The 21,172-nt window shown below is 61.9% G+C and carries 17 protein-coding genes; 14 read left to right on the top strand and 3 right to left on the bottom strand.

Annotated elements, in window-relative coordinates; genetic code table 11:
- Window positions 1–28: 28 nt before the first annotated feature.
- Together DGA31_RS26665 and DGA31_RS26660 are read left to right on the top strand one after the other, a co-directional pair.
- Window positions 29–424 carry a DUF411 domain-containing protein gene (locus DGA31_RS26665; protein ID WP_109514568.1) on the top strand — a complete coding sequence of 132 codons (396 nt, stop codon included), beginning with the start codon at window positions 29–31 and terminating at the stop codon, window positions 422–424.
- 465 nt (window positions 425–889) lie between these two features.
- Window positions 890–3,586 (top strand): UvrD-helicase domain-containing protein, encoded by a 2,697-nt coding sequence (locus tag DGA31_RS26660; RefSeq protein WP_241509660.1) that lies wholly within the window; start codon window positions 890–892, stop codon window positions 3,584–3,586.
- 98 nt (window positions 3,587–3,684) lie between these two features.
- Here the strand turns inward: DGA31_RS26660 and DGA31_RS26655 are convergent, their stop codons facing one another.
- Complete coding sequence (locus DGA31_RS26655) at window positions 3,685–5,046, bottom strand: heavy metal sensor histidine kinase (protein WP_109514534.1); 1,362 nt, start codon at window positions 5,044–5,046, stop codon at window positions 3,685–3,687.
- Window positions 5,043–5,714, bottom strand: a complete 672-nt coding sequence (locus tag DGA31_RS26650) for a heavy metal response regulator transcription factor (RefSeq protein WP_056837196.1) — start codon at window positions 5,712–5,714, stop codon at window positions 5,043–5,045. The genes DGA31_RS26655 and DGA31_RS26650 overlap by 4 nt, the downstream gene beginning before the upstream one ends.
- Before the next feature lie 146 nt (window positions 5,715–5,860).
- Between DGA31_RS26650 and DGA31_RS26645 the strand changes: the two genes are divergently transcribed.
- Both DGA31_RS26645 and uraH read left to right on the top strand, forming a co-directional pair.
- On the top strand, window positions 5,861–6,367 hold the full coding sequence (locus DGA31_RS26645; RefSeq protein WP_109514533.1) for a GlcG/HbpS family heme-binding protein: 507 nt from the start codon (window positions 5,861–5,863) through the stop codon (window positions 6,365–6,367).
- 13 nt (window positions 6,368–6,380) lie between these two features.
- Window positions 6,381–6,791, top strand: coding sequence for a hydroxyisourate hydrolase (gene uraH, locus DGA31_RS26640; RefSeq protein ID WP_109514532.1), 411 nt, complete (start codon window positions 6,381–6,383; stop codon window positions 6,789–6,791).
- Between the two features lie 103 nt (window positions 6,792–6,894).
- Here the strand turns inward: uraH and DGA31_RS26635 are convergent, their stop codons facing one another.
- Window positions 6,895–8,340 (bottom strand): MFS transporter, encoded by a 1,446-nt coding sequence (locus DGA31_RS26635; RefSeq protein ID WP_109514531.1) that lies wholly within the window; start codon window positions 8,338–8,340, stop codon window positions 6,895–6,897.
- Window positions 8,341–8,531: 191 nt separating this feature from the next.
- On the opposite strand from DGA31_RS26635, the gene DGA31_RS26630 reads away from it, so the two are divergent.
- The 10 genes from DGA31_RS26630 to DGA31_RS26585 all read left to right on the top strand — a co-directional run bounded on the left by DGA31_RS26630 (window position 8,532) and on the right by DGA31_RS26585 (window position 20,260).
- A complete protein-coding gene (locus DGA31_RS26630) occupies window positions 8,532–9,851 on the top strand; it encodes a toxin VasX (RefSeq protein WP_109514530.1) in 1,320 nt (439 codons plus the stop codon).
- Complete coding sequence (locus tag DGA31_RS30415; protein WP_241509659.1) at window positions 9,812–11,530, top strand: hypothetical protein; 1,719 nt, start codon at window positions 9,812–9,814, stop codon at window positions 11,528–11,530. Before DGA31_RS26630 ends, DGA31_RS30415 begins: the two co-directional genes overlap by 40 nt.
- Entirely contained in the window at window positions 11,527–12,468 is a 942-nt protein-coding gene (locus DGA31_RS26620; RefSeq protein ID WP_109514529.1) for a DUF6708 domain-containing protein, read from the top strand. Before DGA31_RS30415 ends, DGA31_RS26620 begins: the two co-directional genes overlap by 4 nt.
- Window positions 12,469–12,755: 287 nt before the next feature.
- On the top strand, window positions 12,756–13,910 hold the full coding sequence (locus DGA31_RS26615; protein ID WP_056837184.1) for a mandelate racemase family protein: 1,155 nt from the start codon (window positions 12,756–12,758) through the stop codon (window positions 13,908–13,910).
- 133 nt (window positions 13,911–14,043) lie between these two features.
- Entirely contained in the window at window positions 14,044–15,666 is a 1,623-nt protein-coding gene (locus tag DGA31_RS26610) for an ABC transporter substrate-binding protein (RefSeq protein ID WP_109514527.1), read from the top strand.
- 39 nt (window positions 15,667–15,705) lie between these two features.
- Window positions 15,706–16,743 carry an ABC transporter permease gene (locus tag DGA31_RS26605; RefSeq protein WP_056837181.1) on the top strand — a complete coding sequence of 346 codons (1,038 nt, stop codon included), beginning with the start codon at window positions 15,706–15,708 and terminating at the stop codon, window positions 16,741–16,743.
- Window positions 16,743–17,648, top strand: a complete 906-nt coding sequence (locus DGA31_RS26600) for an ABC transporter permease (protein ID WP_056837179.1) — start codon at window positions 16,743–16,745, stop codon at window positions 17,646–17,648. Before DGA31_RS26605 ends, DGA31_RS26600 begins: the two co-directional genes overlap by 1 nt.
- Window positions 17,649–17,711: 63 nt before the next feature.
- The gene (locus DGA31_RS26595) at window positions 17,712–18,551 is read left to right on the top strand and encodes an ABC transporter ATP-binding protein (RefSeq protein WP_056837177.1); all 840 of its coding nucleotides are present in this window, start codon (window positions 17,712–17,714) and stop codon (window positions 18,549–18,551) included.
- 10 nt (window positions 18,552–18,561) lie between these two features.
- Window positions 18,562–19,326 carry an ABC transporter ATP-binding protein gene (locus DGA31_RS26590; RefSeq protein WP_109514526.1) on the top strand — a complete coding sequence of 255 codons (765 nt, stop codon included), beginning with the start codon at window positions 18,562–18,564 and terminating at the stop codon, window positions 19,324–19,326.
- Window positions 19,327–19,525: 199 nt separating this feature from the next.
- Window positions 19,526–20,260: an oligogalacturonate-specific porin KdgM family protein gene (locus DGA31_RS26585; protein WP_109514525.1), complete on the top strand. Its 735-nt coding sequence runs from the start codon at window positions 19,526–19,528 to the stop codon at window positions 20,258–20,260.
- Window positions 20,261–21,172 lie beyond the last annotated feature (912 nt).

Here is a 21,172-nt window from a genome sequence, read left to right as displayed (position 1 = left end):
TGTACTGCTGGCACTGGCCGCCGGCTGGATGACCCAGACCCTGGCCGCCCCGGTCATCGATGTGCACCGCGACGCGAACTGTGGTTGCTGCAGCAAATGGATCAGCTACCTGGAAAGCAATGGCTTTACCGTCAACGACCATGTCGAGACCGACATGGCGGCGGTCAAGCAGCGCCTGGGAGTGCCGGCGGGCATGGGCTCGTGCCACACCGGCGTGATCAACGGACAATTCGTCGAAGGCCATGTGCCAGTGCAGCCGATCCTCGACCTGAATAAGCGCCCGGAACTGATCGGCATCGCCGTGCCGGGCATGCCGGTCGGCTCGCCGGGCATGGAGCACGGCGAGCGCCAGGACGCCTATCAGGTGATCGGCGTCGATGGCGCAGGCGCACGGGTGGTGGTGGCCGATTATCCGCAGCGTTGAGAAAGCGTCCACCGCCTGCCAAGCCCTACCCGCGCAACCGGCTCCCCTCTTATTGATCAACACACCCTGAATAAACAGTCGCGTCTGATACTGTTTATTCAGGGGCACGGCTGTTTTGGCTGTGAGGGCACCGTCTCTTATAAACGAATCATCACGATGATCGTGTGCCCGCCCTTTAGCCTTTTGTCAGGCGCCCTGTGTAGCTATTGATAATAGTCCGCCGCTTTATCAATAGGCCATTATTGGGTAGTATCCTTGCGTCTTACCGCAAGCCCGAAAGCCATTATTCGATTCCTGGCTCTTTCTGCTCTGCCCTCCCCGTACCAGACACCCCAGTCGCCCCCCACACCTCAACCCCCAAGGCATAATTTCCGGATGACGCATTCATGGTCCCCGTCCCTTTGGGGTCGGCGCATAACTCGTTCTTCGCCCTGGCAATTAACACTGATCGAAGAACAACTCGATTTGATCGTCAATGAACAACGCTACGCGATTGTCATTGATGAACGCTTGCCGCCGCTGATCAATAAGGGGCTGCTTTGGAGTGAAGTAATCCTGCCGGGAATTACCCTGAACGGATTACCCAATGCCCAGGCCAGGTCATTGCAGGCGGCGATTGATGAAGTGGTGGTCAAACAACGCGAACGCCAGACCGTCGAGCGTTTCAATCAAGCCTATGTACAGATCAAGCACTGGTTGACCGTCGTTTCCCAACAACTGGCCAGTGCGGCCGGCGAACGGCGCTGGATCACTCAGGAACACCAGCAGACCCTGCTGGACAGTCGACCGCTGCTGCCGTTACCGGACGACACGTTGTGGGCGCTGTTCAGAACGTCATCCGTCCAGGATCACTTGGCCGTCAACGGCCTTGTCGAGACCGTCGAGCAGGACCTGAACGCCTGGCAAGCCGACTGGCCGGCCACCTGGCACGCGTTGAACGAACAACACACCCGCCAGGAACTGGCAGCCTGCAAGCACCTGTTCGATCACGTCGAGAAAAAGCCGCTGACCGAAGAACAGGCGCGTGCCGTGATCTGCTTCGACAACCGGGTCCAGGTGGTGGCCGCCGCCGGCTCCGGCAAGACCTCGACCATGATCGCCAAGGCGGCCTATGCCATTGATCGTGGCTTGATGCTGCCTGGGCAGATCGTGCTGCTGGCCTTCAACAAGCAGGCCGCCGATGAATTGAAAATGCGCGCAGCACAGTCATTCAAACGCTTGGGGATGGACGATACCCAGGTCGAAGCCTCGACCTTTCATGCCTTGGGCCTGCACATCATCGGCCAGGCGACCGGGCGCAAACCGGACATTCCGACCTGGGCGGTGGACGCGCAAAGCGGTCTGCGCAAACTGACCGGACTGATCGAGCAGCTCAAGTCTGATTCACTGCTGTTCCGGGTCAAATGGGACATGTTCCGCCTGGTGTTTGGCCGGCACCTGGCCAACTTCGGCGATGACGCCCCGGCCGATGCCTGGAATGCCAGTGGCCAGGGCCTGATCACCACCCAGAACGGCGAGCGGGTGCGCAGCCAGGAAGAGTGCATGATCGCCAACTGGCTGTTCTATAACGGTGTTGAATATGAGTACGAACGCAACTATGTGATCGATACCGCCAGCGCCGACCATCGCCAGTACAAACCCGATTTCTATTACCCGGCGATCGACCTGTATCACGAACACCTGGCGCTGGATGCCAATGGCCAGCCGCCGCCGCATTTCGAGGGTTATCTGGAGGGCGTGATCTGGAAGCGCCAGTTGCATCAGGAGCAAGGCACCGACCTGATCGAAACCACTTCCTGGCAGTTGCGCAACCAGGACTGGATGGCGGACCTGAGCCTGGCCCTGACCCAGCGCGGCATCAAGCTCAAGCCGGACCCTGAACGCCCCACCCCGGCCAACGGCCAACCGCCGCTGCAAAGCACCGAACTGGTGGTGCTGCTGCGCACGTTCATCAGTCATGCCAAGAGCAACGGGCTTGATGCCCAGGCAATGGCAGAGCGGCTGGACGCACTGCCGGGCGTTTTTTTCAAGCTGCGCTATCGCTTGTTCCTGCAACTGGTCGAGCCGGTCTTGCAGGCCTGGGACCAGGCGCTGGCGGCCGAACACAGCATCGATTTCGAAGACATGCTCAACCTGGCCGCCGAGCACCTGGAGCAGGAGCGCTACGACGCAGGCTTTACCCTGGTGCTGGCTGATGAATTCCAGGACGCCTCCCGTGCCCGCGCCCGACTGTGCCGTGCCCTGGTGCAACAGCCGGGGCGGCATCTGTTTGCCGTGGGCGATGACTGGCAGTCGATCAACCGCTTTGCCGGCGCCGACGTCTCGGTGATGACCGGCTTTGCCGAGTGGTTCGGCCACGGCCAGGTGCTGAAGCTGGAGCGCACCTTTCGTTGCCCACAGGCGCTGTGTGATGTTTCCAGCGGTTTTGTCAGCAAGAACCCGGCGCAGCTCGACAAGCAGGTACGCTCGGAGACGCCCGCGCACGGCCCGGTGCTGCAAGGGTTGCAAGTCAAACACCGCGAGGAACTGAGAGACGCCATCAATGGGTTCCTGCAACGGCTGTATCAGGACCTTGGTGCGGCCAATGACAAGGCTTCGGTGGTGATCCTGGGCCGCTATAACGCTGATCAGGTGTACATGCCCGAGCACTGGCAGGCCCGCTACGGCCAGCGCATCGAGTTGTCGTTCATGACCATCCACCGGTCCAAGGGCAGCGAAGCCGACTATGTGATCCTGCCGGCCATGATCAGCCACGCCCGCCGCCTGAGCTTTCCCAACACCCGCAGCGAGGACCCGGTGCTGAGCATGGCCATGCCCGGCGCCGACGACTTCCCGCAGGGCGAGGAACGCCGGCTGTTCTACGTGGCCCTGACCCGCGCCCGGCGCAGCGTGGCGCTGTTCACCGTGCAGGGCATGCGCTCGGTGTTCGTCCAGGAACTGGTCAGGGACCAGGTCTTGACGATCACCGACATCGAGGGCCAGGTCATTGATGACATTTCCTGCCCGGCCTGCGGGCAAGGCGCAATCGTCACCCGCACCGGGCGTTATGGCGACTTCAAGGCCTGCTCCAACTACCCGGCGTGCGAATACAAACCAGGAAAGAACCGCTCAGGGGGCGGCAACCTGATCGGGCCTCCTGGCGGGCTGGTGCCGGCACGTTGACCGCCTAAACGCAGCCGCACCCCGTGGGAGGCGGCTTGTCGGCACCCGCTTGTCGGCGCCCGCTTGCCGGCGATGACGGACAGACAGAGGCAACGTCTTCAGTCCGGAAAAACCAGCGCAAAGACCGTGCCTGAAGGGTCGCTGGTCACACTGACCGTTCCACCATGGGCCTGCATGATCGAGCGAACGATGGCCAGTCCCAGCCCACCGGAGTCATCGGGCTGATTGCGGGAAGGGTCACACCGATAAAACCGCTCGAACAAGTGCGGCAGGTGTTCGCCTGCAATCTCGTCACCCTGGTTGTGCACGCTGATTTCCAGCCTGCCCCCGGTGCTCAGGGTGCTGATCGTGACCGGCGTGTCAGGGGCAGCGTAACGCAGCGCATTGGCCAGCAGATTCGCCAGCGCCCGGCGCAGCAACTGCGCGTCAGCGTTCAGCGTGCCGCGGGCCCTGTTGATCAGTGCAATGCCGCGCTCCTCGCCCATGCCTTCGAAATATTCGCAGAGCTGGCCGGCCAGTGCCTGCAGATCGACAGGTTCGCGCCTGACCGTCGCATTGGGCTGCTCGGTACGTGCAAGAAACAACATGCTGTCGATCATTCGGGCCAGGCGCTCGTACTCTTCCTGATTGGACACCAGCAGATTCTGGTAGTCCTCAGTCGAGCGCGTGCGACCCAGCGCCTGTTGGGTCTGCCCCATCAAGTTGCTCAGGGGCGTACGCATTTCGTGCGCAAGGTCTTCGCAGAAGCGTGAAAGCTGGGCGAACCCCTGCTCCAGACGGCCAAGCATTTGATTGAGGGCATGGCTCAAAGCGCTCAGCTCGCTGAGTTGCCCGGACGGCTGCAGACGCACATGCAGGTGCTGCACATCAATGGTGGCGGCGCGTGTTGCCAGTTGACGCACGGGCTTGAGCCCGCGCTGGCTGACCAGCCAGCCGAACAGAAACGCCAACAAGGTCCCGATCGTCACCGCCATCAAGACTTTCCAGCGATAGGCGCTGAGCATCTGCTCCCGCTCAGTGAGGTCCTTGCCGGCAATCAGGGTCAAATGACGATCGGCACTGGAAAGACTGACCCAGGCAAAACGCAACGCGGGATTATCGGGGCTGTCTGCCAGACTGGGCACGGACGATGCCGGCAGGCTTGGCAATGGCAGCGCCAGCGGGTTTATTTCGATCAGCATCTGCCCGCTGCTGTCGATGATCCAGAGCATGTTATCGCGGTTGCCCAGCATGTTTTCGTACAACCGCGGGCGCGAGCGCAGCGCATCGATACTCGGGCTGTCGCCGATCAAGGCCTGCATGTGCTGCAGGCGCCCCAGCAGCGCCTGGTCATCGCGCCAGGCGATTTCACGCTGCAGGGAGTGATACAGATAGAACCCTGCAGCCCCCAGGAGCAGCACGCTGACCAGGGCGAACATCAATGCCAGGCGCAGGCTGAGCCGGCGTGGCCACAGGTTCATGGTTGAGCATCCAGCCTGTAGCCCATGCCGCGCACGGTGTGAATCAGCTTGAGCGGATAAGGGTCATCGACCTTCGCCCGCAAACGGCGAATGGCGACGTCTACGACGTTGGTATCACTGTCGAAATTCATCTGCCAGACATGCGATGCGATCAGCGTACGTGACAGCACCTCACCTTCGCGGCAGAGCAACAGATGCAGCAACGCAAACTCCTTGTTGGTCAGGGTCAGGCGCTCGCCACTGCGGGTGACCTTGCGCTTGAGCAAATCCACATGCAGGTCGGCAACCTGAAACTGCTCGACTTCTCTGGGCGGACCGCGACGCAGCAGCGTGCGCACGCGCGCGAGCAACTCCGCATATGAGAATGGCTTGACCAGATAGTCATCGGCCCCGAGTTCGAGCCCTTTGACCCGGTCTTCGATGGCATCGCGCGCCGTCAGGAACAGCACCGGCGTTTGCCACTTGCGGCGGATGATCTGCAGCAGTTGCCAGCCGTCCAGCCCAGGCAACATGACATCCAGGATGATCAGGTCAAATTCGCACTCCTGCACCCAATGTTGACCATCCAGTCCATTCAAGGCGACTTCAACCTGATAGCCGGACTCACTCAACCCTTTACGCAGATAATCCGCCGCCTTCGCTTCATCTTCGACAACCAGGATACGCATCTCGTCCTCCAGCACAGGGGCGTAGTCTAGGCTTATAGACAGTGTCGCCCCATTACAAATCGGTAATCCTCTCGCAATCTGTCTGAGCGCAACGCTTGTGCAGTATGGCCGCCAACAGCTCGACCGAGCTTTGAACGGGAGGATCCATGCACATCGCAAGAAGCTTCACCATCTCACTCCTTGCCCTGGCGATCGGTGCAAGTACCGCGTGGGCCGACACGTCGAAAGTGGCCCAGCGTGCGGATGTCACCCTGGCCATGGCCAACCAGTTGCTGGACGCCACATTGGCCGCCTGCCATGCCGATGGCCGTATCGCAGTCGCGGCCGTGGTGGACCGCGCCGGCAATCTGGTCGCCGTGCAGCGCGATGACAATGTCGGGCCACACAACACCGTGGCGGCACAACGCAAGGCCTTTACCGCCCTTTCAACCAAGACCGCGACCGGCCTGCTGGCTGAGCGTGCCCGCAGCAACCCCGAAGCTGAAAACCTCAACACGCTCGCTGAACTGTTGCTGTTGGGCGGTGGCGTACCGCTGAAGGCAGGCGACCAGGTCATCGGGGCCGTCGGCGTTGCCGGTGCCGGCGGTGCGCAGTTCGATGAAGGCTGCGCGCTCAAGGCGATCGCCCAGGTTTTACCCACTTCCCTCAACTGATCAGGAGATCATCATGACTGTATTGAAAACCCTCGTTGCCGGCGCCGTGTTGAGCCTGCTGTCTTCTGCGGTCTTTGCGGCGGCCAACCCTTTGAGCGTGCATGTGCTGAATTTGCAAGACGGCCTGCCATCGCCTGGCGTGAGCGTGACACTCGAAAAACAGGACGGCCAGGACTGGAGCAGACTGAACACCGCCGTCACCAACGAACAGGGCCGTGTGCCTGCACTTTATCCGCAAGACAAGGTGCTGGAAAAAGGCATCTATCGGGTCACGTTCAAGACAGGTGACTGGTTCAAGAAACATCAGTCGGCCACCTTCTTTCCCGAAGTCCCGGTGATTTTCGAAGCCGACGGCAGTGTGCCCCACTACCATATTCCGCTGCTGCTCAGCCCCTATGGCTTCTCGACTTACCGCGGCAACTGAGTCATTGATTGGCCTTGCCCTGTGCCGGGCAAGTGGGAGGCGGCTTGCCGGCGACAGCGGCGTTGTTAACGCCGCGATTCTCCGGAGCCCTCTCCAAGACGCTCTACGGCACCTGCGACAGCGGCCGCGCCACCTGTTCCAGTGACTTGCGCTCGGCGGCCACACCCCACACCGCCTGCACCAGCGCGGCCATGATCATCAGGGCCGCGCCGATCAGGTAGCCGATGAACACGTTGAAGCGCTCGCCGCTTTCGATCAACTGGCCAAACAGGGTCGGGCCGACGATGCCGCCCAGTCCGGTGCCGAAGGCGTAGAACACGGCGATGGCCAGGGCACGGATTTCCAGTGGGAACGTTTCGGCCACAGTCAGGTAGGCCGAACTGGCCGCCGCCGAGGCAAAGAAGAAAATCACCATCCAGGCCAGCGTTTGCTCGATCACATCCAGCAGTCCTTGAGCGAACAGCCAGCCGCTGATGGCCAGCAGCACACCGGAGATAAAGTATGTGGCACTGATCATGACCCGCCGCCCGACCACATCGAACAGCCGCCCCAGCAACAACGGGCCACAGAAGTTACCCAGCGCGAACGGCAATACGTACCAGCCGATGTGCGCCGAGGGCACGTTGTAGAAGTCGGTCAGCACCAGCGCGTAAGTGAAGAAAATCGCGTTGTAGAAAAACGCCTGGGCGGTCAGCAGGCTCATGCCGACCACCGCACGCCGGCGATGGACCACGAACAGGCTGGTGAACACCTCACGCAGTGGCGTATGGTCGCGGGCCTGCAGGCGCAGCGGCGGTCCCTCGACCGGTGGCAAGGCGATGCCGCGCTCAAGGTAGTGGCGCTCGATGCCCTCGACGATGCGCCGGGCTTCGTCGGGCTGGTTGTGGATCAGCAGCCAGCGCGGGCTTTCCGGGATCCACAGGCGCATCAGCATGATCACCAGGCCCAGCGCCGCACCGATGCCAAAGCACAGGCGCCAGCCGGTTTCACTGCCGACAAAGTCCGGGTCCAGCAACACGATCGAACCCACCGCACCCAAGGCGGCCCCGACCCAGAAGGTGCCGTTGATGGTCAGGTCGACCCAGCCGCGAAAGCGCGCCGGGGTGAACTCCTGAATGGTCGAGTTGATGGCCGTGTACTCGCCGCCGATGCCGGCGCCCGTGAGAAAGCGAAACAGCAGAAAGCTCCACAGGTTCCAGGAAAACGCCGTGGCGGCAGTGGCGGCGATGTACACGAACAGGGTGATGAAAAACAGCTTGCGCCGCCCCAGGCGGTCGGTCAGCCAGCCGAAGAACAACGCGCCCAGCACCGCCCCGGCAATATAGGCCGCGCCCGCCAGGCCGATATCGGCATTGCTCATCTGCAGCACCGGGCTGTCCTTGAGCGCCCCGGACACAGACCCGGCCAGGGTCACCTCCAGGCCGTCGAGCAGCCAGGTAATCCCCAGGGCAAACACCAGCAGGGTATGGAAACGACTCCACGGCAGGCGGTCCAGACGGGCCGGCAGATCGGTGTCGAAGGTGCGCGCATGTTGCGGTTCCGGGGTCATGGTGACAGTCCTTTGCAAAGCCGGATCGGCAGTTCGTAAGACCCCTCGAAAACGCGTTCCTCTTTTTTCCGAGTATTTTTTCTGTTGCCCTATCACGCGCAATTCCTACAAGCACAGCAGAAATGCCCGGCTTTTTCAGGCCGGGTCAAGGGCTAGCCTGCCAGGTCTTCATTCCTGACCTGGAACACTGCATGAGCACCGACCCAAGCGAAACCGCCCTGCTCAACCTGTGCAATGCCGAGCGCGCAGCCAGGGAGCAGCCCCATGAAGACATCGACAGCCCGGTGGCCGCCTGCCCGGCCAGGCAGGACACGATCTTCGTGGTGCCGGTGCGTTACGCCCTGGCCGAACAGGCCGCCAGCCAACCGGCCTGCCAGCCGGGCGTCGACCCCAGATCCCATGCCATGGCCACCCGTCGGTTACGCGCCGGCTACCTCTACCTGTGGCAGGGCAACGGCCCGCTGCAACGCTTTGGCGTGTGCCCGGAAGGCAGGCTGGACCCGGACCCTCTGGATGGCGATGACACGCTGATCCAGCGCGGCACCCTGACCGGTCTTGCCCTGAACAAACACCAGCCGGCCTGGCTGATGTACACCGAATACCCCCTCGACCTGCAACGCTGCGCGGAACTTGCCCAACCGGCCACACGGCAAAGACGCATGCGCCTGATCGACCTGCCGCAGGTCGCCAATCATTTGCAGGCCCCCCATTGCCCGCCGCTGCGAGACGCCGAGAAAGTCATCGCCGAACTGATGCCGGAAACCTTCAGCCGGGGGGCGGCCAGCGAACATCAACGCCGTGGCGAGGCCGAGCGGCGCAAGGCCCAGCAACTGCGCGACACGATGATTGAGCACCGCACCCTTGAAACCACCCGGGCCTACACCGATGCCATGAACCGGGTCAGCACACGCGAGGACATCCTCGCCAGGTACCCCGACGCCGACAAAGACCGCCCTGCCCCCGGCCAGTGGAGCGCCCACCCCTGGAATGCCCTGACCACCTACCATTGGCTGCGAGCGGCGAGGCAGGAAGCAAAAGAGCTGTGGGCGGTACTCGCCTGCCTGGACGATGACCTGGGCGTGCTGCGCGACATCGATCACGAACAGGACCATCTGGAAATCAGCCATCAGCAGTGGATCGGTGACAACCAGATCCGCCTGACGGTGGGCGGGTTCATTCGCAGCCTGTTGACCGAAGACGGGGCGGAGGTGGCGAACCTGATCAACTACAGGTATATGGAGCGCAACCTCGGGCTTACACTAGGGTCTGTTGCCGTTTCAGCACGAGCCGCGTTGCCGGGCCAAATCTCGCCAGGCCAGGCGGAGGACGCAGAAAAGGGTCACTCCCTTTTCAAGTCCTCCAACACCGCATGGCGAGATTGGGCACGCAACCCGAAGGGCCGGGCCTGTTTTGCCGCGATACTGCGTTACTCGCCACTCATTTGGAATGACCAAACTTCGCGGCTCCTGCCTTGCCTCGCGGCAAAACGGGCGCCGGCGCGGCCGTGCTGAAACGGCAACAGACCCTAGGACAGGGCGAGATCCTTCTGCAAATCAATCCCGAGGTCGAACCCCTGCGCCTTGAAGAGGCTCGACTGGCACATGCCGACATCGTGCAGCTCACACCCGAGGGCAAGAAACAGCTGGCCGATGTCAGGGAGCAGATCAGGCAGTTGCAGTTACCGATGGCGGACTTTATCGATAGCGAACTGCATGACGCAGTGGACATCGAGGTTCGTCGCTACCGAAAACAGAAAGACTACAACCAGCGAAAAGGCAAGTTCAGCGGCAGGATCGACGAAAACATCGACCTGCCGGCCATGAACACCTGGCTGGACGAAACGGCACCGGCGCATTACCAGCATGTCGAAGCCCGCCATGCTCTGCTGTATGCCGACCACGCCCTGTTTCTACCACGCCATGACAGCGGCACCTGGTTCGTCAATTATGACGATGCCGCCCATCGTCTCTGGCTCGACGAACTGGCAAAAAGCTGCCTGACCGCCCAATGCCTGTACAGCCAGGGCGCCGAGCAATATGCCGACTACGTACGCAGTGCCGACAAGGGCGCCTTGCGACAACTGTTCTACTCCTGGAGTCCGACCCTGGAAGCAGCGCTCAATACCGAAACCCGCCTGGGCGAAGTATTGGCGGCGCTGAGCGACGAGAACATGAGCAACACCCGGGCTGGCTTATTCGGCAGCCTCATCGGCTCTTTATCATTTGGGGCGGCAGCCACTGAGTTCGCCTCATTACAAAAACAACTTGAAAGTCCATATAACTCGGTAGATCCCTGGATAAAAACCCGAAAACATATCGTCATTGGACAGATGATCGCCTACGCGATCCAGGCCATCGCGGGATTCGGCTATACCTCGGCAGCCTTGACAGGCGTCATGTCCGCCAGCGCTGCAACTGCAGGCTACCTTGCAGTGATGGCCAGACTGGGTTGGGTTATCGCCATCCTGGGCGGCCTTTACTTAATGGTCTGGTTCTTTCAAAAAACCCCCTTGCCCATTTTTTTGTACCATTGCTGCTGGTCAAAACAGAGAGCGCGCGATCTTTCAACCATTGCTTTGGCATCACAACGGCAGGAAATGCAGCAGCTACTGACACTCCTTTATTCGCCGCGAATCAGCTTCACGAAAAAAATCGAAAACCCCGACTCAGACAAGATCTTTTACCTCCAGGATCAGCACGCTATCGAAACGCTGAGCATCGATTTACCCGGCGCAACCCCCAATAACGTAAGACTGGACGTTTCCCTGATGGGCGACCCGATCGACCATGAAGCCTGGAGGCTGCGTCGTAGCCAGCCTGGGCTGCATACACCGCCTAGATGGATGCGCGACATGGGTGCTCACTGGCTGAATAACAGCCACTGCGAATGGATTCCTTCAGAAGAGGGTCAGGGTCTGCGTATAAGCGGAAAATTCGAGCCAGTGACGGTCAAGCTGGCTTCGCTGCCACAAACACTCTCGTTGCGCGTGAAATACAGCTCCCCTCTGACCTCCCTGTTGCAGATAAACCAGTTTATCGGCGGCGAACACGGCCTGGCTTTCACGATTACAGCCAATGGCGGCGTGATTGCGCTACGCGATACCGAGGCACCCAGCCTGAACCAGGCAACCGAACACAGATTGGGTGATCAGCAATGCTCACGTTTTCTGCAACCGAAGGTCAAAAAATGAGTAGGCCTCCTGCAGGATCTTCCAAGAAAACAATGTTCTCTCAAGATGATTATCTGGCTCCCCTTCCTCTGCCCACCGGACAAAAACCCAGTGATTGCCTCAATATCATATGGCGTAAAAACGATACCTTTCTGGATATCAGTCATTACAGCATTGGCTCGGCGGTCGCTCTCGCCTGGTTTCAAATAACGTTTTTCCTTGCACTTACATTCACGCTTAATCACTTCGCCCCCCTGGCGGTTTGGCCAATGTTATTGCTTGGCTCCGTCATGGTCGGCATGTTCATTCTGTTCCTGATTCTTATCCTCACACGCCCCGCCCCGCTTCCCATGCGTTTCAACCGTCAACGTCGCGAAGTCTGTTATCTGCACAAAAACGGCGCGTACTGGATCGTGCCCTGGGAGAGTGTCATTGCGACTGCCTCCCAGGTTTCGAGCACAAGCCAGGGCGGACGCATCACTCAAGGCGTGCTGATCATCAGCCTGGAAAATCCTGATCCAGAGGCCTGCGATAACACCCCGGATGTCACATTGAGCTTTAACTGCGGCGGCGGCGAAACCGCCATGGCCCTGTGGGAGTGCGTACGCACCTACATGGAAGTCGGCCCTGATGCCATCACTGACAACACCAGCAGGTTCACTCGAACCAAAGGCATTCTGGCCAGTTATCTTGATGATCTTCGCGATGCCGCCAAACGCAAGGGCTGGTTCATGACCCTGCTGTGGGACGGATTTTTCGGCGTGTTCGTTTTCAACACATTGCTGGCCGACCTGCTGGAACGCAAGAAACTCTACCCACTCCCCGATCTCGACCACCCCGACATCATCGAATGGTCCAAACCCCTGCCGCCCGAGCAATGGGCCAAGCCCTCTGCCGAGCTGCAGGCTGCCTTTGCCAGGCTGCAGGCCGCCGCTGATCCCGCCCGCCCCGCCCTCTGAATCGTCCGTCAGGCCAGCCGGCCTGGCGGCATGTCAACAACAGGCCTGATCGGCAGACAGCTATCAAGGCCCGCTCACCTCGCGAAGTATGACGTCTCGAAAAAAAACTCATCCCGTCTCGCCATAAAAACCAGAAAACCCTGTAAATGCTCAGCAAAAAATAAAACAACCTCAAAAAGTCGTCACACCACCTCTTGACATCATCGTACAGCAGGGCAAATAATCGCCACCAAGTCGTATGACGACATACCGATAAAGCCCGAATAATTACAAGATTGCAGGCCCCCATGAAAATCACCCGCATCAATGTCGAGGTCTTCACCTACCCCACCCGACGCGCCGTCGACAGCGCCGGCCATGCCCATCCCGGCGAAGAGCGTCCGGTCAGACACGCCATGCTGCGCATCGGCTGCGATGATGGTAGCGAAGGCTTTGCCTTCGGCCCGCCCGAGCTGATTCGTCCGCATATCATCGAGTCCTTCGTCAAGAAGGTGCTGATCGGCCAGAACCCCATGAACCGCGAGAAGATCTGGCAGGAGCTGGCCCACTGGCAGCGTGGCAGCGCCAGCCAGCTCACCGACCGCGCCCTGGCGCTGGTCGAGCAGGCGCTCTGGGACCTGGCCGGTCGCGCCCTGAAGCAGCCGGTGCACAAGTTGCTGGGCGGCTACCGCGACAAGGTGCTGGCCTACGGTTCGACCATGTGCGGCGATGACCTGCCGGGCGGGCTGTCGACCCCGGATGAGTTCGGCCAGTTCGCCGAGAAACTGGTGCAGCGCGGCTACAAGGCCATCAAGCTGCACACCTGGATGCCGCCGATCTCCTTCGCCCCCAACCCGCGCATGGACGTGCAGGCCTGCGCGGCGGTGCGTGAAGCGGTCGGTCCCGACATCGCGCTGATGCTCGACGGCTATCACTGGTACAGCCGGGTCGATGCGCTGTACATCGGCCGGGAGCTGGAAAAGCTCGATTTCGCCTGGTTCGAAGAACCGATGATGGAAGAGTCCACCGAGTCCTATGCCTGGCTGGCCGCCAATCTGGACATCCCGGTGCTGGGTCCGGAAACCGTCGCCGGCAAATACCACAGCCGTGCCAGTTGGGTCACCAACAAGGCGTGCGATATTCTGCGTGCCGGTGTGGCCGGGGTCGGTGGTATCGGCCCGTGCCTGAAAGTGGCGCACCTGGCCGAATCGTTCGGCATGGATTGTGAAGTTCACGGCAACGGCGCCGCGAACCTCAACGTGGTCGGCGCCATCAGCAACTGCCGCTGGTACGAGCGCGGCCTGCTGCACCCGTTCCTGGAGTACGACGACGTACCGGCCTACCTCAATACCCTGGTCGACCCGATGGACAGCGAAGGCTATGTGCACCTGAGCCAGCAGCCAGGCCTGGGTGAGGACATCAATTTCAGCTATATCGAGACGCATACCGTAGAGCGCTATTAAACCCGGCTTCAGCCGGGCGTGCTGTAGCAGGGTTCGCGGCCAAAGCCGCTCCCTGCGTACAGCGCGGCACCCCGGGAACGATCAGAGCGTTCCCGGTACATGAGTCTTTATAAATATAAAAAAGGACCGCCCCATGAAACTCTGGCCCAAGCGCCTGCCCTGGCTGCTCTGCCTCGCCCTGACGGCGACGTTTCTGCACACCCCCAATGCGCAGGCCCGTGGCGAGACCCCGGTCGACCAACTGGTGGTCGGCATGAGCATGATCAACCTGCTGTCCCTGGACCCTGCCGCCGCCACCGGCCTTGAGGTGTCCGAAGTCAATTCCAACGTCTATGACATGCTGCTGGAACAGGACGCCGCCCGTCCCGACCAACTGGTGCCGGCCCTGGCCGAGCGCTGGGAAATCAGCCCGGACCGCATGCGCCTGACCTTTCATCTGCGCGCAGGTGTCACGTTCCACTCCGGCAATCCGCTGACCGCCCAGGATGTCGCCTGGTCGCTGCAACGGGTCGTCACCCTCAACAAAGCCCTGGCCTCGACCTGGAAAGCCTACGGCTACAGTGCCGAAAACGTGACCCGCCTGGTGCGCGCCGAAGGGCCGCTGACCTTCGTCATGGACCTGCCCAAGCCCACCGACCCGATGCTGGTGCTCAATACCCTGGCCACCTCGCCCAGCGCCTTTGTGGTCGACCGCCTGACCGTGCAGCAGCACGCCCAGGGCGATGACCAGGGTGCCGCCTGGCTGACCACACACACGGCGGGCTCCGGTGCGTTCAAGCTGGACATCTGGCGCGCCAACGACGTGATTCTGATGACCCGCTTCGACAATTACTGGCGCGGGCCGGCCAAGATGCGCCGGGTGGTGATGCGCAACATGACCGAGTCCCAGGCCCTGCGCCTGATGGTCGAGCGCGGTGACCTCGATGTGGCCCGCGGCATGGCTGCCACCGACATCAAGGCCCTGACCCGCTCCGACGATGTCGAGGTGCAGACCATCCCCCGTGGCACGCTGTACTACGTGGCCATGAGCATGGAGCAACCGCTGTTCAAGGACATCAAGGTGCGGCAGGCGGTGCGTTCGCTGATCGATTACGAAGGCATCAACAACGTGGTCATGCCGCACTACGGCATCATCAACCAGCGCCCCCTGCAACTGGGCCTGCAGGCCCGCCTGGACGATCCGGGCTATCGCCTCAACGTCGCCCAGGCCAAGCGCCTGCTGGCCGAAGCCGGATACCCGGAGGGTTTCAAAATCACCATCCGCTCGCTGACCGACTCGCCGTTCATCAACATTGCCACCAGCCTGCAGTCGACCCTGGCCCAGGCCGGTATCCAGGCCAACATCATCACCGGCACCGGCAACCAGATCTACGGTGCGATGCGTGACCGCAAGTTCGACATCCTGGTCGGGCGTGGTGGCGGCGGTGCCGAGCGGCATCCGCACTCGAGCCTGCGTGCCCTGGTGTACAACCCGGACAACCGCGAGCAGGCCAAGCTGACCAACTTCCAGGGCTGGCGCACCTCGTTCTTCGACCCGCAGATCAACAGCCTGATCGAGCAGGCCGAGCAGGAGCGCGACCCGGGCCGGCAACTGGCGCTGTATCAGCAGATCCAGACCCTGTATGACCAGAAGGCCGGGCCCATCATGCCGGTGTCGCAGATGACCGACGAGGTGGTGATCCACGCCGATGTCCGTCAGTACCTGGGGCACAGCGCCGCCACCACGCGCCTTCGGGACGTCTATAAGCAACGTTGATCGCGACGTTCATCCGCTCACGCCAAGGCAGGAATCATCATGTCGAGTGCATCACTTTCTTTTTGGAGCAGTCGGGTGGCCAACGGCACCCGTCGCAGCGGTTCAGTAGTGGCGACTCTGTTCGGCTTGCTGTTGCTCACTTTCTTCATCGGTCGGGTCATGCCATTGGACCCGGTACTGGCGGTCGTCGGCCCTGACGCCGATGCCGCCGCCTACGCCCAGGCTTACAAAGAGATGGGCCTGGACAAGCCGCTGTGGAGCCAGTTCGGCGTCTACGTCGGCGACCTGGTCCAGGGCGACCTGGGCAAGGGCCTGCTCACCGGCCACCCGGTGATCGAGGACATCGCCCGGGTGTTCCCCGCCACGCTGGAGCTGGCGACCCTGGCCATTCTGTTCGGCGTGCTGGGCGGGCTGCCACTGGGCGTGTACGCCGCCACCCACCAGGGCCGCGTAGGTGACCATATTGCCCGGGTGATCACGCTGTTCGGTTACTCCACGCCGATCTTCTGGCTGGGCATGATGGCCTTCCTGGTGTTCTACGCCTGGTTGGGCTGGGCTGGCGGTGTGGGCCGCATCGGCCTGGCGTATGACGGCCTGATCGAGACCCGCACCGGCCTGCTGCTGATCGACACCGTGCTGGCTGGCGACTGGGAGGCTTTTCGCAGCGCCTTGCGCCACATCCTGCTGCCGGCACTGATCCTCAGCGTCAACTCGGTGGCCTACATCAGCCGCATGACCCGCAGCTTCATGCTGGAACAGCTGTCGCAGGAATACATCATCACTGCCCGGGTCAAGGGCCTGTCGCAGCGCAGCATTGTCTGGGGTCATGCGTTTCGCAATATCCGCGTGCAGCTGCTGACCATCGTCGCCCTCGCCTATGGCGGTCTGCTCGAAGGCGCGGTGCTGATCGAAACGGTGTTTGCCTGGCCCGGCTTCGGCCAGTACCTGACCAGCAGCCTGCTGCTGGGCGACATGAATGCGGTGATGGCCTGCGTGTTGTTGATCGGCCTGATTTTCGTGGCCCTGAACCAGATCAGTGACGCCCTCTACAAAGTCTTCGACCCGAGAACCCGCTGATGAATACGTCCATTGCAAGCCGCGTAAAACCCTTGGCATCGGTGCCCGATTCCAGCCTGGCGGCCCTGGCGGCCAGCAGCAAGCGCCTGTTGCGCTTTCTGGTGCGCAACCCGCTGACGCTGGCCGGCCTGGTGGTGATCAGCACGTTGATGGTGGTCGCCCTGTTCGCGCCCTGGATCGCCACCCATGATCCACTGGCGCAGAACCTCTCGGCCGCCCTGCAAAGCCCGGGCGCCGCGCACTGGTTCGGCACCGACGAATACGGCCGCGATGTGTTCAGCCGGCTGGTGTATGGCTCACGCGTGACCCTGTACATCGTCATGCTGGTGACCGTGATCGTCGGACCCATCGGCCTGCTGGTCGGTACGGTCTCGGGCTATTACGGCGGCTGGGTCGACAGCCTGTTCATGCGCATCACTGACATCTTCATCTCGTTCCCCAGCCTGGTCCTGGCCCTGGCCTTTATCGCCGCCCTCGGCCCTGGCCTTGAGCATGCGGTGATCGCCATCGCCCTCACCGCCTGGCCACCGATCGCCCGCCTGGCCCGTGCCGAGACCCTGTCGCTGCGCAACGCCGATTTCGTGGTGGCGGTGAAACTGCAAGGGGCGTCGGCCACGCGCATCATCGGCCGGCACATCATCCCCATGTGCCTGTCGTCGGTGATCATCCGCCTGACCATGAACATGGCCAGCATCATTCTCACCGCCGCCGCCCTGGGCTTTCTCGGCCTGGGCGCCCAGGCACCGCTGCCGGAATGGGGCGCGATGATTTCCAGCGGTCGACGCTACATGCTCGAAAGCTGGTGGCTGGTGGCGGCACCGGGCGCGACCATCATGCTGGTCAGCCTGGCCTTCAACCTGCTGGGCGACGGCCTGCGCGATGTGCTGGACCCGCGCAATGCCTGACGGTCGGACCGTAAAAGCGGCTTGGGCCGCGAAGCTCAAAGAACAACAATAAGGTACAGCGCCATGTCACAGATCAAGCTTGCAGTAGAAGATTTGCGCGTCGACTTCACCAGCGCCGGCAAGACCACCACCGCGGTGCACGATGTGTCGTTCACCCTGGGCCGGGAAAAGCTGGCCATCGTCGGCGAGTCCGGCTCGGGCAAGTCGACCGTGGGCCGCAGCCTGTTGCGCCTGCACCCGGCCAGCGCCCGCATCACCGCCAAGACCCTGCGCTTTGGCGACACTGACCTGCTGAGCTGCAATGAAAAGCAGATCCAGGGCATTCGCGGCCGGCGCATGTCGATGATCATGCAGGACCCCAAGTACTCGCTGAACCCGGTGATCAAGGTCGGTGACCAGATCGCCGAAGCCTACCTGGCGCACCACAAGGTCTCGAAGGCCGAAGCCCGCGAGCGCACCCTGGACATGCTGGCCAAGGTACAGATCCGCGACCCGGCGCGGGTGTTCGAGCTGTACCCGCATGAGGTGTCCGGCGGCATGGGCCAGCGGATCATGATCGCCATGATGGTGATCACCGACCCGCAGGTGATCATCGCCGACGAGCCGACCTCGGCGCTGGACGTCTCGGTGCGCCGCCAGGTGCTCAATGTGCTTGAAGAACTGGTCAGCGAACGCGACCTGGGCCTGCTGTTCATCAGCCACGACCTGAACCTGGTGCGCCACTTCTGCGACCGCGTGCTGGTGATGTACGCCGGACGGGTGGTCGAGTCGCTGGCCGCCAAGGACCTGGACCACGCCCGTCATCCCTACACCCAAGGCCTGCTCGCCGCCCTGCCCAGCCTGGACCGCCCTCGCGCCAGCCTGCCGGTGCTGCAACGCGACCCACTCTGGCTCACACACTGAGGTTGATCCCATGGCGATGATCGAAGTCGATTCCCTGAACCTGAGCTTTGGCACGGGCGCGGCCGTCAACCAGGTGCTGCACGATGTCAACCTGCAGGTCGAGCAAGGCCAGTCGTTCGGCCTGGTCGGCGAGTCCGGCTCGGGCAAGACCACTGTCCTGCGCTGCCTGGCCGGCCAGTACCATCACTGGAGCGGCCACCTGAAGGTCGCCGGCCAAGGGGTACAGCGCAAGCTTGATGCCGAGCACTACCGCACGGTGCAGATGGTGTTCCAGGACCCCTACGCCTCGCTGCACCCACGGCACACTGTCGACACCGCGCTCAAGGAACCGCTGAGCGTGCACCGCATCGGCGAGCGTAACGAGCGGGTCAGTGAAGTGCTGGGCCAGGTCGGCCTCAACGACAGCTTCCGCTACCGCTACCCGCACCAGCTCTCGGGTGGACAGCGCCAGCGCGTGGCGATTGCCAGGGCGCTGATCCTGCAACCGAAGGTGCTGCTGCTCGACGAGCCCACCTCAGCGCTGGATGTGTCGGTGCAGGCCGAGATTCTCAACCTGCTGGCTGACCTGCGCCGCCAGCGCGGCCTGACCTACCTGATGGTCACCCATGACCTGGGGGTGGTCGCCCACCTGTGTGATCGCCTGGCGGTGATGCAACAGGGCCGGGTGGTCGAGACCCTGGACAGCGACCAGTTGCTGGGCAACCAGGTGCATCACGACTACTCGAGGCTGCTGATCCAGGCCAGCCGCGACCTGGACGCTCGACCGCCCGGTTGAACACTGAGCGACAAGCCGCAGGTTACAAGCCGCCCCAAACCCGCGAGGACGCTGCATCGCCTCGTGCCGCTTGAAGCCCAACGCTTGCCGCTGCCTCTCCCGCTACCAGTTTGATTTCCGGCTTTTACGGCCACGGGATCCGGCTGCCTGCGATTTGCTGAAAAACCCTGAAAATCAACTCAATCACAAGAATAAAAAAATGAAAAAAATCATCTCTCTGATCGCGCTGACTTCCACCACCCTGCTGACCAGTGCCTGGGTTCAGGCCGGCAACACCGGTTACGTCAACTACCGGCACCAGTACGCGGAGGAGTCGCGTATGCACTCGGACCGGGTCAAGTTCGGCACACGCCTGGAAAGCGGCTGGGGCTTCGAAGGCGAACTCAAGTACAAGACCGCCGGCGACCGCCAGGACGTGGCATTCGACAACACCGTGGGCAGCGGCCATGAACTGACCGTCAGCTACCAGTACAAGCTCGACAACAAATGGACCTTCACCCCTTCGTTCCAGCTGGAAAGCATCGAGAAATCGACGGCGTACAAGACCGGCCTGAAGGTCGGCTACAAGCTCACCGATGAGTTGAGCCTGTCGGGCCGTTATCGCTTCGACTCGATCAAGCTCGACCGCGACAAGGTCAACAAGGAGATGCCTTACAACGCTTCGGACGACCAGACGGTCAACCGCTACGACGTATGGCTCAACTACGCGCCCAAGGGCAGTGCCTGGGCGTACGAGTACCAGTTCATCTACTTCGATGCCGACTACATCCGCTACGACAACGACACCAGCGACTACGAGCAGAACGCAGCGTTCAAGTACAAGTGGGACAAGAACTGGACACCGTTCTTCGAGGTGGGTGACATCAAGGTCAACGCCACCGACGATGAACGCCAGCTGCGGTTGCGGGTCGGGGTGCAGTACAACTTTCTCTGATCGTACGATTGCGGCCCGGTAGGAGCGCGCTTGCCCGCGACCGAGTGCGCAGCGCTCGCAAAATCTCGGAAACGCTGAAATTTTACGACTGCTGGCGCAGCCGGTCGCGGTGGTCCGGCATTCCGGCAGAGTGGGCTATTCGGACAGGCACGGTTCGGTAGGAGCCCGCTTGCCGGCAACAAGGTCCGCAAGGACCTTCTTGCGATGGTGAGGCCACTATTTTTACGACTGCTACGCAGCCGGTCGCGGGCAAGCGCGCTCCTACGGGGGTCAGTCGCCGTATAGGGACTGGGTGCGGCGCAGGCGCATGCGGCTGCCGTTGAGTCGCGGGCCAGCAGGCTATTCGGACAGGCACCGTCCGGTAGGAGCCCGCTTGCCGGCGACCGAGTGCGCAGCGCTCGCAAATTCTCGGAAACGCTGAAATTTTACGACTGCTGGCGCAGCCGGTCGCGGTGGTCCGGCAGAGTGGGCTATTCGGACAGGCACGGTTCGGTAGGAGCCCGCTTGCCGGCGACCGAGTGCGTAGCGCTCGCAGAAATCTTGGAAACGCCACTATTTTTACGACTGCTGGCGCAGCCGGTCGCGGTGGTCCGGCATTCCGGCAAGCGCGCTCCTACGGGGGGGGGCAGTCGCCGTATAGCGACTGGGTGCGGCGCAGGCGCATGCGGCTGCCGTTGAGTCGCGGGCCAGCAGGCTATTGGGACAGACACCGTCCGGTAGGAGCGCGCTTGCCCGCGACCGAGTGCGCAGCGCTCGTAAATTCTCGGAAACGCTGAAATTTTACGACTGCTAACGCAGCCGGTCGCGGTGGTCCGGCAGAGTGGGCTATTCGGACAGGCACGGTTCGGTAGGAGCCCGCTTGCCGGCGACCGAGTGCGTAGCGCTCGCAGAAATCTTGGAAACGCCACTATT

This window comes from Pseudomonas ovata (genome assembly GCF_003131185.1).
Classification (GTDB): Bacteria; Pseudomonadota; Gammaproteobacteria; order Pseudomonadales; family Pseudomonadaceae; genus Aquipseudomonas; species Aquipseudomonas ovata.
Note: the sequence above shows the minus strand (reverse complement) of the source record. Positions and strands in the feature narration are given on the sequence as shown.